The 13,488-nt window shown below is 46.2% G+C and carries 7 protein-coding genes; 4 read left to right on the forward strand and 3 right to left on the reverse strand.

Features of this window, described 5'->3' with window-relative positions:
• Positions 1 to 66: 66 nt before the first annotated feature.
• The 3 genes from ACSAZL_RS16360 to ACSAZL_RS16370 form a co-directional block, all read right to left on the reverse strand.
• The gene (locus ACSAZL_RS16360) at positions 67 to 1,314 is read right to left on the reverse strand and encodes a P-loop NTPase fold protein (RefSeq protein WP_440945662.1); all 1,248 of its coding nucleotides are present in this window, start codon (positions 1,312 to 1,314) and stop codon (positions 67 to 69) included.
• A gap of 217 nt (positions 1,315 to 1,531) precedes the next feature.
• Positions 1,532 to 3,658 (reverse strand): putative cobaltochelatase, encoded by a 2,127-nt coding sequence (locus ACSAZL_RS16365; RefSeq protein ID WP_440945663.1) that lies wholly within the window; start codon positions 3,656 to 3,658, stop codon positions 1,532 to 1,534.
• 20 nt (positions 3,659 to 3,678) lie between these two features.
• Complete coding sequence (locus ACSAZL_RS16370; RefSeq protein WP_440945664.1) at positions 3,679 to 5,373, reverse strand: S-layer protein domain-containing protein; 1,695 nt, start codon at positions 5,371 to 5,373, stop codon at positions 3,679 to 3,681.
• Between the two features lie 414 nt (positions 5,374 to 5,787).
• On the opposite strand from ACSAZL_RS16370, the gene ACSAZL_RS16375 reads away from it, so the two are divergent.
• From ACSAZL_RS16375 to cobN, 4 genes are read left to right on the forward strand one after another with little or no spacing between them, the layout of a single operon-like run.
• Positions 5,788 to 6,375 (forward strand): hypothetical protein, encoded by a 588-nt coding sequence (locus ACSAZL_RS16375; RefSeq protein WP_440945665.1) that lies wholly within the window; start codon positions 5,788 to 5,790, stop codon positions 6,373 to 6,375.
• A gap of 45 nt (positions 6,376 to 6,420) precedes the next feature.
• Complete coding sequence (locus ACSAZL_RS16380; RefSeq protein WP_440945666.1) at positions 6,421 to 7,926, forward strand: outer membrane protein assembly factor BamB family protein; 1,506 nt, start codon at positions 6,421 to 6,423, stop codon at positions 7,924 to 7,926.
• A 4-nt stretch (positions 7,927 to 7,930) separates the two neighbouring features.
• Positions 7,931 to 9,643 (forward strand): WD40 repeat domain-containing protein, encoded by a 1,713-nt coding sequence (locus ACSAZL_RS16385; RefSeq protein ID WP_440945667.1) that lies wholly within the window; start codon positions 7,931 to 7,933, stop codon positions 9,641 to 9,643.
• Between the two features lie 9 nt (positions 9,644 to 9,652).
• On the forward strand, positions 9,653 to 13,480 hold the full coding sequence (cobN, locus tag ACSAZL_RS16390; RefSeq protein WP_440945668.1) for a cobaltochelatase subunit CobN: 3,828 nt from the start codon (positions 9,653 to 9,655) through the stop codon (positions 13,478 to 13,480).
• Positions 13,481 to 13,488 lie beyond the last annotated feature (8 nt).

Consider the following 13,488-nt stretch of genomic DNA (forward strand, 5'->3'; position numbering starts at 1 on the left):
AATATCAAATCTGTTTACCTTTTAAGATAAAATTCAACAAAAATATAATTAATCGAGATTTGCATCCTACTGTAGCAAGTGTTTCTCTTCAAGGATGGTACGGACAATAGGATGCAGGTCACACCAGCTTCTTCCGTTTGTATATTCCAGAACGCTCAGATTGTGAAGTAGACCTACAAGATCACGATCACGCTTTATATTTTTGGAGCGGGAGACTTCACGAAGAATTTCATAGTCGTCATCGCTGAGCTGAGCTTGATAGGTATTTTTTAGATCAGTGACCACTTCTTCTGCAACAGCCCGATCAATAGTCCTTTTGCCTCTTGTAAGGGCAGTGACAGCCGAATCTCGAATAATCCTGATGTAGTCCCTTAGAACTCCCCCACTCATATCAATAATATACTCAAGGGCTTCAGGTTCAAAAAGATCAGAACTCACCCTTCTTGCAACGATCTCTTTCATGAGCGCACGTTCTTTTGATTCCCGGTTCACACTACCATCTGGTTCGTGGACTTTGATATTGGGATACATAATATCATCACTGAAATTCATACGGATTTGTGTAAATCTGTCCGAACTTTTCAGTGAGATTGGAAAAGTATATATGATCTTACACTTTGGCTGAGATAGCTGTGTACCATGATTCCCGAATAAATCCAAGGCTTTTTCAGGGTCTGATTTTTCCAGATTATCGATGATTACAAGCACTTGCTTCCCAGTATCTTCTATTTCAATGACAGTGTCGTTAATGATGCTGATTAATTCTGAAACTCGAGGACCGATCTCTTTTCTTATTTCTTTTCTGGTCTCAGTTTCGTTTTTCATCCAAGTGAAAATATTGATAAGAGCAGGCAAACCAACTCCAAAACCAAGACCCTCCTTTGTACTAGAAATAAGATTTTCAGTTATTGTCTGACCCCATTTGTTTGCTCGCTCAACTAAATCGCTTCTGAGAAATATTTTATTTACCTTAGCATTTTCAATCAGTTGTGCGAGAATAGAAAGAAGTACATCAGTGTAATTGATGTCGTTCGGATCCAGCAAGTCCAGAACATTATAATTTACAACGAAAAAATTATCACTTAGATGAGAAACAAGTCGGTTTAAAGCAGTTGATTTCCCTGAACCCCTGTGACCAGTGAACAGAATTTTTATAGGTTCTCCGGTCTCTAGTCCCAGCTCCAAACGCGTCTTAAGCTTTGAAATCCGAGTCTCATTTTCCCCAATAGCAACATAGTATTTCTTCAATTCTTCATCAAAAAGTGCCTTATCGGGGCTAAACAAGTGATAAACAGACTTCAGATCATCAGTCATTTCGGAACTTCCTGTAAAAAAGTTTAGTTTTAAATTATGTGATTTAATCAGTATTATGAGTAGTATTATAAGTATATGCCCGTTTTCAGAACAACAAAACAAGATGAATCAGTTAAAAAGATATATATTGATAAAATGAAGGAAAAAAAGCAAAGCCTAGCAAGTTAAATGCTTTCAGTTATTCAAAATATAGAAAATTTACATTGAAAAACAACCTTTAAACTGCGAAATCGCCCGTCAGTGCCCGGACCTCAAAAGGAGACAGAGCCCGAACGGCGCTAACTATGGAATCGGACTTCAAATTTTCAAGAGTCAGGTATGTAGCTCCGAGGGCTGCAGAAATCTGCTGGGCAAGCCCGAATTTTATCATGCTGCTTTCCGTGTCGATTACGGCAGATTGTATGCCTTCTTCCCTCAAGCGGGAAGCGACTGTTTTTGTTTCCTGAAGAGGAGATTCTCCGTTCATACTGACATTTGCCCTGCCGTCCGAGATCAGGACCATAAAGGGGCAGGTATCAGGATCACGCCGGAGCTCGGTTTTTATGACCTCATACCCTTTTACAAGGCCCCGGGAAAGAGGCGTCTTTCCTCCCGTGGGCATTTCCTGCAAATACTTTTGAGCCAGTTCGATACTGGAGGTTGGCGGCAGCAGCAGTTCCGCGCCCTCTCCTTTAAAAGCGATAAGCCCCACTTTGTCACGTTTCTGGTAAGCATCCATGAGCATTGAAAGGACTGCCCCCTTGGACGCAACCATACGCTGACGGGCTCCCATGGAACCGCTGGCATCAACCACAAAGAGTACAAGGTTTCCGATCTTTTTCTCCCGGATTTTTTCCCGGAAATCGGACTCGTGAATAGCTACGGAATTGCCGTTCTTTTCCCGCGTGAGCTGGAAGGGAGCGGCAGCCCTCAGGGTAGCATCAAAAGCAAGGTCCGTGGTTTTTTCATGAGGAATTGAACTTTTTATATACCTGCCTTTTCGGGATCGGGTCAGGGTCTTACTGCGCCTGCCTGAGCCGTTCCGCTGCTCCCTGCGAAATTCAGGGGATAATTGTTTTATCTGGTAGATTTCCCCTATTTCAAAAGTAGTTTCCATAGAAGCATCCGGTTGCTCTGCATTTTGGGCCTCGGACTCTTCCGGAGGATGTCCTTCAGCCGGTTTGTGCTGCTGATCCGGGCTTTCGTGCCGTTCCTTATTTTGATGCTCGTATTTCTTTTTTTCTTTCTCTTTCTCTTCCTCGTTTTTCGGTTTATCTTCCTGGTTTTCAGGCTTTTCCTTTTGCGTTTCCTTCTGTTTTTCCTTCTGCTTGTCTTTATGTTTCTCGATGCTTTCGTCCAGTTTATCCTGTTTTTCGGGCTGATTATCAAAAGGCTTTCTGCGCATGCGGTGAGAAAGAGTAAGCCCTGCAGCCTCCCGGACATCGTCCTCGGTTACTTCAGTTCTTCCGTAAAAAGCTGCAAGCGTAATTGAGGTCTTCATCATGGTGAGGTCTGCCCTGTGCCCGTCCACCCCCATGTCAATACAGATCTGGCTTATCAGCTCAAGCATGTCATCGGAAATCCTGACCTCAGGAAGCAGTTGCTTTGCATTGAGGATCTGCCCGCAAAGCTCGGCTTCGGCAGACTCCCAGTTTGCTGCAAAAGCTTCGGGGTCCGCCTCATAATTGAGCCTGTATTTTATGAGTTCAACCCTCCGGGACACTTCACTGATACCTTTTATATCCACACATAGCCCAAAACGGTCCAGCAACTGAGGCCGCAGTTCCCCCTCTTCCGGGTTCATGGTGCCAACAAGCACAAAGTTCGCAGGATGGGTGTAGGAAATCCCCTCCCTTTCGATAGTGTTTACCCCCATTGCTGCAGAGTCCAGGAGCACATCGACAAGGTGGTCATCGAGAAGGTTGATCTCGTCCACATACAGGATACCCCTGTGAGACATTGCAAGCACGCCGGGCTCGAAACGTTTTTCCCCGGTTTTGATGGCATGTTCGATATCAAGGGTCCCGACAACCCGGTCTTCGGTGGCACTTACGGGCAGGTCCACAACTTTCATTTTTACCGGGGAAATTCTCAGGATCCCTGCATTTAGTTTTCCGAGGCACTCCTCACACAGCTCGTTTGTATGGGAAGGATCGCATTTGAATTTGCAACCTTCAACCACCTCAATTTCAGGCAGGAGGCTGGCAAGCGCCCGGACGGCGGTCGATTTGGCAGTACCTTTTTCCCCCCGGATCAGGACCCCTCCCACTTTAGGGTTGATGAGATTCAAGACCAGGGCTTTTTTCATTTTTTCCTGCCCGACTATAGCGGTAAAAGGGTAGGTTATAATGTTGTGGTTCCTCATGGTTTAGCCTCAAAAAGCATTCAGATTCCGACAAGGTATTCTTCAATACTCATAACAGGTATGGACGCGGGAGTAGTCGAAGGAAGAACGGACTTCACATCTTCCACCTTATTCATGTAAGGGTAAAAGGTCACGTAGAGATTCCCGGAGGTCTTCTTTTCAAATCTGCCAATCCAGATATCTTCCGATACATTGATGTCCGACCCGGACCAGACCTCATGCTTATTTTCAAGCCTGAGTTTCGGGTAAGTCTCAACAACAGTAAGCTCTCCGACCTCCTCCCCGTAACTCAGTTCCAGCGGGCTGTCAGAGAAATGCAGAAGATACTTCAGACTGACAGCAGAGAGCTCATCCCCCCGGATGATGCTGTCAACATATGCCGAAAAGAGGGGCACTTCAACCCCATTTAATTCCTTAGTGTAAAGGAGGGTATGGGTACCCAGGTCCGCTGACTTGCCGGGAGAGATTATGCTCGAATAAACCGGGAGGTTGTTCCTGAAAACCGTCAGGCAGGCATTGTCCGAATCCAGATCGGTGACTTTCAGAGTATACCCTTCTTTCAGGCTATATTCTTCATTCGGATGGAGGAGTTTCTCGTCCTCGTCCAGAAGGATATTTACAATTCCCCTGTCACTGCCGAGATATGCGTATTCTTTACCGTTCCAGCCAAGCACGGAATATCCTTCATTAAACCAGTCTTCCCCGTAATCTCCCATCTCCGGGTTTTTATATGCCACCTTAACAGGCAGGGATTCATAAACCAGCCCTCCTTCGGGAATCCAGTCATTACCAGCATCAAGGGAAAGTTCAAGGCTTTCCGTACTGAGGTTGTACTCAGGGTCGTAAAAAAGTATACCAAAAGAGTCAGCTGTCCAGAAACAGGAATCCGGAGAAGAATCCGAGCGGTTTACAGCCAGAGATGTGCCCCTGATTTTATACGATTTGATTGTATCCTTGGTCATATTGTAAGAACATGCCCTGTACACATTATCGGCAACCCGGAAATCGATCAGATTGTCAAGGATGGTTGAATAATCTCCCGGCTGCAGCCTGATAGGCACTCTGTTTCTCAGCTCAATATATTTGCTCGTAATAGCAGTTACTTCGAACTTTCCGTATTCATCTCCTACTTCAAGCTTAAGAGGCGTATCCGAATACTGGTTTACGCTTGTAAGACGCACAACCGGGTCCTTACTATCAAGAACCTTATCAAGAGTCCCTTCCAGGATCACATATTCCGTGCCTTCTATCCGGGTCTTGAAGCTAAATTTTGAGCCCTCTTCCACGGATTCGGTGGTAACAGGGACTGAATTTCTCTGAAACTCAAGCAGGGCATAGTCTCCATTTATCCCCTGAAGCACCAGTTTATAGTCGTTCCCGAGATCGAAATCATTCCCCTTTTGAAGATCCCGACTTCCATAGCTCACCAGGTTTTCGCTGAGCAACCCGTCTTCGAGGACCTTATATTTCTTCCCGAAAAAGGCAGTTGAACCGGAGCTGATCTTTGAGGTATAGATTGCATCCCCGGTTTTAATAAACCCGTCCTCTGAAAAAGTAAGTTCCAGCGACTCATAGTATGTCCCTGAAGTGGTTGAATAATAAAATCCGGGGCAATTTTCTGCATTGAGAATCGGATGATCTCCTGCTGCAATATTTATGATTTGCCCGCGCTGTTCAATAGCACATTCCGCAGGCACAATAATACATAAAATCATAAATATAAAAAAAAATAAGCTAAATATGTGTAAAAGATTTATTTTAGCGTTGACAATAGTCATAAGAAATGAGACAATAATAAAACTAAATAACCTTTTCGTTTTATACAGTCAGGAAATAAAGTGGGCTTCAGGAAAACAGTAGCCAAAAAAGATGAATCGTAGACAGTTTAAAGTTTACCCCTAAGATCGAGGACTGTTAATTCAGCCTATAGATATCTAAAAGAGTAATGAAAAGATTCAAAAAAGGATTGCAAAAAGATTGTTGAGGAGTCAGAAAGTCATTTTTTCCAGTCATAAATACAAAAAATAGTACTAATAAGTATTCATAAAGTTAAAAAAAGTATAACTTTATTTGTAAAAAATGAACTTATTTCGAAATGTTTATTAACATCCAGACATTGAATAATTTTCATGCTGCCTGGAAGAAAGATCGTACTGGGATTCGTATTCCTGCTTTTTGCAGTTCTGTTAATACTGTATTTTCAAACGACCTCTGATGAAAAGATAGTATACGAAGGAAATTTCGAAAATGACTGCAACCTTGAAGGCGATTTTCTCAGCTGTGCAGGCAACGAACTCTATCTTGATACTCAAAACCCTTCCATGACCGGGGAAGGAGTGTGGAATAAAGACGTGAGCCTGTCTCCGGGAAAAATTTCATGGAACTGGAGGGGTGAAGACCTGGACAATTTCAGCCTCTGGTTAAAGGTCACATTCAGCAACCATAAGTCAATTTATTATGTTGCTGCAGGGAGCATGAATCCGCAATCGGAAGGGGAATATTACAGGGATCAGGAAAGCAGGCGGCGTTTTTCTCCTTCCGTTACAATCGCAGGGATTCCTCTGAGCCTGGTTGAAAGAGATCTGGTTGAAGATTATACCAGGTACTGCGGCCCTGCTGAAAATGTTAAGGTCGTGAGCGTGAGTGCGGGTCTCGGAGACAATAGTACCCGGCACAGGAACGCGTTGAAAATATCAGACCTGAAAATCTACGGCTGATCATAAAATTGGTCAAAGGAACCTGAAAACCAGAGGGGCCCGAAAATGAAAAAGAATATTGTCGTGTTGATACTCATATTTTTACTCATTTTTTCAGTTTGTTCGGGATGCATATCTTCCGATTTAATGTCTTCCGGAAACGTGCCTTCGGATGAAACCGATGAAAACGTAGCACAGAATGCAGGCAGTGAACCGAATCAGGCAAATATAACGCCTTATGAAAAATCCTCCCCCTATCTTTACTGGGAGTATGAACTCGGAGCCGCGACCCCTGAGAATATCCTGGTCGGAAGATCGAGCGTCCAGGACTGTGTGAGTTTTGCTCCGGACGGGAAATCCGTAGCTGTAGGGACAGGCTCGAACCTTACAGTCATTGACATGTCAGAAAAAAAAGTGCTCTGGACAAAGACCTTATCGGGAAACATTTCGGACCTCGTATTCTCGGAAGAAGGGAAGTACTTGCTCGCAGGGGAGAGGAGTGTTGAAGGATGCATATATTCCCTTGACGCAAGCACAGGTGAGGAAATTCGGAAATACAGGACTGCCGATGATCTGGGGACCAGTTCCAATCCGAAATACCAGCCCTGCATATACAGGATAACGGCTGCCGAAGATGCAGTGTACGTTGCAGCAGGCAGATACTGGAAAGATTCCGGATACGGGCTGGCTTCGAGGGTTTACAGGTTCGATCCCGATGGCACCCTTTCCTGGAAACTCCCGGCAACAGAAAATTATGCCCGGAGTGTAAACTGGATTGATGCAAGCCGGGACGGAAAAAATGTGGTTTTTTCAACAGGGGACTGGACAAATTCCCTTGAATCTGATGCAACCGTCTACTCCGTTGATGCCAGTGGAAAGCTCCGGTGGAAATACGAAATTCCTGCCCTCAGGCCTTATTTTGTATCCGCAGCCATCTGGCACGGGCTTGATGTTTCGGAAGACGGAACCCTTATAACAGTCTATACCGGGGACGGGAGAAAATACCTCTTTTCGGACTCGGAGATGAAAGAGCCGGGAGACGGGGAATCCGAATGGTACTCCGAGGAATGGCAGTCCAACGTGACAGCTCCGGAGGAAGTTGAAAGAAGTATCATCTATACCTATGGCGAAAATGCAAAAATCGCTGCCGAAAATGAGATACTCTATCTTACGGGAGCCACCCTTACCGCATACTATCCCGATAATGTTCCGATGGCACACCCCCTTGAAAATTCCCTCATATCATGCAACGCAGAAACAGGAGAAACTTCCTGGACTTACAGCCTCGGAGGGCGCTGTGCAGGGATCTTTTTCTCTCCCGATATGAGGTTCTTTGTCCTGCCAGTCGGAAAAGATACCTCCGCAGGCGATACCCAGGTCCACGGAGTCTATATTTTTGATAGTCAGAAATCCGGAAACGGGAATTCAAAACTGCTCTGGACCTTCAGGACCGAAGGGGTTGTTGCAAACGCTGCGATTTCTTCGGACTGCACCGTAGCCGCAGTCGAAGTCCCTCTGAAACTCGAAAATGGGGATGTAACCGGAAAACACAGGTTAATAATTGTCAGGTGAGAAAATGAAATGGAAACTTTTGATAGCCCTGCTTATTGTGGTTTTAATGACTGCGGGATGTGCTGAAAAAAGCAAGGAGTCAGGCAGCAGCACATCGGCTCAGGCTTCCGGGATAGAGGATATGCAGGAGATAAGTAGTCCCGAAGCCGGGGTATTGATAGACTCGGTAGTTTTCTCAAGGACCGGAGCCCTGCTAACTCTGAAAGATGAAGTCGAGATCTCGGAGATCAGGATTTCTTCGGGCGACAACCAGGTGACATCTCTTGATGTTGAAAAAACCGAAGACGAGGCCTTTGTATCTTTTGACTGGACCCCGGAAACCCGGTATATGTTTGAAGTGATAACGGGCTCGGGGACCTCAGGTACTCTCGAGGCATATGCTCCTGAAAAACCGGCTTTGAAAGAGGAGTACAATATAGAGCTTGAGGATGTAACTCCAGGAACCATTGAAAAAACCACATCGAATATAAAAGGTGTAACGAAATTTTCTCCTGACAGTAAGTATCTTGCTATCGGAACTCACGGAGGCTCTCTGAGACTTATAGAGCTTGCCACAGGTGAAAAGATATGGGAAAAGCAGCTTGTTGAAGGGATAACCGATGCAAGAATCTCAGACATAGAGTTTTCAGAAGATGCCACACGCCTTATTGTAGGGGAAGAGAGCCCGGATGCTTTTATCTATTGTTTTGATCTCAACGGCACTGAAATCTGGAAATTCGGGGCAGGAGAGACACTTGGTTCGGACCTTGACCACATGCCTTCCATTAGAAAGATAAAACTTGACTCAAACGGGAATATTTATTTCGCGACCAACCGGGCCTGTGGCTACATAGGTGAGAAATACAAGTACCTGGGAAAGGTTTATTCCTTTGACCCTGAAGGCAACCTGCGCTGGGAATTCCCCGAATCCGAACTCATGGACTCGGGAGTTTCATGGATTGATACCACCCCTGACGGGGAATATGCAGCCTTTGGCACCACCTGTTTTTCAAAGGCGGATAAGTGGAAAGACGGGACTGTCCATGTCCTGAACGGAAATACCGGAGAAGAACACTGGAGCTACCAGATACCCGCTCTTGAGCCGTTTTTTGACTATTCTGCAATCTGGTACAGTACTCAGATCACCCCTGACGGGGAGCAGATAATAACAATGACAAGCGACGGCCGGGCCTTTTTGTTTAATAATTCCAGGATCATTGAAACAGGAGTTCCTGAGATTACGTGGCAGCAGAACATCTCAACCCCGATAGTCGTGAGTGGAGTCCCCATCTACGGCAGTGCAAATTATGCCTATATTGTCAATGACACCCTGATCTTTTCAATAGGGAGTACTTTCTCCAGAGATAGTAAAAACGATGCCCCCATAGAACATCCCAACGGAAACACCCTTTTTGCCTATGATTATGAAGGGAATCTGCTGTGGAAATGGAGAGTTGACGGCTATGCCGGGGAATGTGCACGGAATGACCGCTATCTTGTGGTCCCGCTTGCCCAGAACCTGATAACCGAGGACAGAAGCGTTCACGGAATCTATGTATTTGACGTGTCTAAAAGCGGAGGTGCAAGCTCCAAGCTGGACCAGATTTACAGAACCGAAGGCGCCACGATATCTGCTGATATCTCTCCTGATAGCAGGTATATTTCAGCCCTGGAAATTCCTTCAAGGCTTGAGGACGGCACAGTGCTCGGAGAATATAAAGTGCATATCCTTACGTGAGGTGAAAATATGAAAATAGTTTCGATCACATGGAACTCGTATATTCCCTGCCTTCTCAAAGCAGCTGAAGAACTCGGAATAGAGCTTGAAGCCTATCACTCTAAAATTCTTGAAGAAGAACCCGAAAAAGCTGAAAAAATATTCCATGAATGTGAGAATGCCGATGCCGTATTTCTATACTATATAGCTAACCCGTTCTGGGAAGAATTCTATGAAAGGATCAAACCTCTGACAACCAGTGTACCGGTAATTTGTGTAGGAAGTGACCCGTCCTCTTTAACCCTCTCTTCAGTGAAACTCGAAATTGCAGCCGCATGTTATTCTTATGTAATCTACGGTGGAGAGGAAAACTTTAGCAATATGCTTCGCTACCTTTTAAAACAGGTATTCGGGCTCGACTATGAAGCAAAACCTCCGAAAATGATACCCTGGGACGGGCTCTATCATCCGGACTCCGGGGATATGTTCTCAAACCTTGAGGAATACCTGAACTGGTATGGGTCCTTAGGAAGCAAAACAGTAGGTTTGCTGACCTCCAGGACTTCCTGGGTAAACAATGACATGGAGATTGAGAAAGCCCTTATAAAAGAATTCGAAAACCTGGGACTTCGTGTAGTCCCGGTTTTTGCCTATTCATTAAAAGATAAAGAACTTGGGACCAGGGGAGTAAACGAGGTTATTGAGGACTACTTCATAAAAGAAGGCAAACCTGTTATCGACGCTCTCGTGAAACTCACACCTTTTTTTATTATGAAGACCCGGGCTAAAGAAGACGAGACCTCATGTGCAGGGAAGGGGACCGAACTGTTAAAAAGGCTTGATGTCCCTGTATTTCAACCGGTTGTTTCACATTATATGACTGCCGAACAGTGGAAGGAGTCCACGGGTTTAAGCACGGAGATCGGATGGGGTGTGGCTTTGCCTGAGTTTGAAGGCGGGATCGAGCCTATTATAATAGGAGCAGGCGGGATTGAGGAAAATTATATGGGGCGCCTCCCTATCCCGGACCGCTGCTCAAAACTTGCAGCCCGGATCTCAAAATGGATTACTCTTCGGAAAAAGACGGTTAGCCGGAGAAAGGTTGCTTTTATCCTCCACAACAACCCCTGTGCCAGTGTTGAAGCTACGGTAGGAGGAGCTGCAAAGCTTGATTCTCTCGAAAGCGTAGCAAAGATATTAAACCGAATGCAAGAGGCAGGTTATGTAGTTAATCCTCCTTCGGACGGAAAGGAGCTTATTGAGACTATCCTCAACAGAAAAGCAATCTCAGAGTTCAGGTGGACCCCTATCAATGAAATCGTAAAGAAGGGAGGAGCTCTGGCTCTTGTGGAAAAAGAAGAATATGAACAATTTTTCAATACCCTGAACCCGAAAGTCAGGCAGAGGATGACAGAAGGATGGGGAAACCCTCCCGGAGAAGAGATAAATGGGGTTCCTGCTGCGATGGTCTATGATAATAAGATCGTTGTGACAGGAGTGGAGTTTGGAAATGCCGTAGTCTGCGTGCAGCCGAAACGCGGCTGTGCAGGTGCCAGATGTGATGGAAAGGTCTGCAAGATCCTGCACGACCCCGATATTCCCCCGACACATCAATACCTTGCCACCTACCATTATCTGGAGAACACTTTCGGAGCTGATGTAATCGTACATGTGGGAACCCACGGAAACCTTGAGTTCCTGCCGGGAAAAGGTGTGGGGCTTTCAGAAGACTGCTACCCGGATATAGGAATCGGGACTCTTCCCCATCTTTACATCTACAACTCCGATAACCCCCCGGAAGGTACCATTGCCAAACGCAGAAGCCTTGCCTGCCTGGTTGACCACATGCAGACCACCATGACCTCTTCAGGGCTTTATGAAGGACTGGAAGAACTTGACAGACTGCTTGGGGAGTATGAGCAGGTAAAGCATGACAAAGGCCGGGCACATGCCCTGAAGCACCTGATTCTTGAAGAGATTAAAAAATCCAACCTTGACTCGGAGATAAAAGCCGATCATCAGACTCCCTTTGATGAAATTGTAAGAAAGGCGCATGAAGCCCTCGGAAGGATAAGGAACACGCAGATCGATAAAGGGATGCACATCTTCGGGCAAATCCCCGAGGGCGAGAACAGAGTTGAATTCATAAATTCGATTTTGAGGTATGATGACAGGGAAAGCGTGGGGGACAGGGTTTCTATCCGAAGGGTGATTGCAGGGGTCCTGGGGCTCGACCTTGATGAACTGGTTTCCGACCAGAGCCGGATTTCGGAAAACGGAATGGCAAACGGCCAGAGGCTTGAAGAGATTGATTCCCTTTCAAAAGATTACATCCGAACATTTTTAAGTAACCCGGAAAAAGAGCCTGCCGGGATAATAGGAGAGGTTTTTAAAGAGCAGGACATAAACCCGGCCCTTCTCCAGGATGCTGCCACGATCTGTAAAAGGATCCTTGACCTTCAATCAAGGATGGAGGCCTCTCTGGAGATCGAATCTCTTTTACATGGTTTTGAAGGGGGATACATAACCCCCGGTCCCTCGGGCGTGATTATGCGCGGAAGAGATGATATACTGCCGACAGGCAGGAACTTTTATTCGCTTGATCCGGAAAGGGTACCCACAAAAGCTGCCTGGAGAGTGGGGCAGCAGCTCACGCAGGTGCTGATTGACAAACACCTCAAGGATGAGGGACGCTATCCTGAGAATGTGGCATTTTACTGGATGGCAAACGATATCATGTGGGCTGACGGAGAGGGAATGGCACAGCTCATGAGCCTGCTCGGAGTCGAACCTGTCTGGCTCAATAACGGCCATCTTAAAGGTTTTTCTGTGATCCCTCTTGAAAAACTGGGCAGACCAAGGATTGATATTACTGCCAGGGTTTCGGGAATCCTCAGGGATAATTTTCCAAACTGCATGGAGGTCATAGATGAGGCAATCCAGGCGGTAGCATCTCTTGATGAGACGGAGGATCTGAATTATCCGAGAAAACACAGTCTCCGGATGATTGAGGAGGGAAAGGACCCCAGAGAAGCTACATTCAGAATCTTTTCAAGCAAACCCGGGACTTATTCGGCAGGAGTGCAGCTTGCAGTCTATGCAAGTGCCTGGAAGAGTGAAAAGGACCTTGCGGAGATCTTCCTTTACTGGAACGGTTATGCCTACGGAAAAGACGTAAAAGGCCGGGAAGCTCCTTCCCAGCTTGCTTCAACCCTTAAGACCGTTGATGCTACCTTCAACAAGGTGGTTACAGATGAGCATGACCTCCTGGGCTGCTGCTGTTATTTCGGGACTCACGGAGGTCTCACCGCTGCTGCCAGGCAGGCCTCGGGAAGGGATGTGAAAGTCTATTATGGGGATACGAGAGAACCCGAACATGTTGAGGTCAGGGATCTGGCTGACGAAGTGCGCAGGGTGGTAAGGACCAAGCTTCTGAACCCCAAATGGATCGAAGGTATGAAACAGCACGGATACAAAGGCGCAGAGGACATTTCGAAGAGAGTCGGGAGGGTCTACGGCTGGGAGGCTTCCACCCGGGAAGTGGACGACTGGATCTTTGATGACATCACAAAGGCGTTCGTGCTTGACGAAGAAATGCGCAGGTTCTTTGAAGAGAACAATCCCTACGCTCTGGAAGAAATGTCCCGCAGGCTCCTTGAAGCGCAGTCCAGGGGGCTCTGGAACCCTGACCCGCAGGTGCTTGAAGCCCTGAAAAACTCTTATCTTGAAATCGAGAGCTGGATGGAAGAACTGGCAGGAGAAGGAGAGTTTCAGGGAGGGGCTGTGGACATCGTGAGCTTTGAAGATGTCCCGGACTGGGACCAGAAGTTGCAGGAAATCCGAAAAATCCTTAAATAAGAAAAAGG

This window comes from Methanosarcina mangrovi, assembly GCF_052057765.1.
GTDB lineage: Archaea > Halobacteriota > Methanosarcinia > Methanosarcinales > Methanosarcinaceae > Methanosarcina.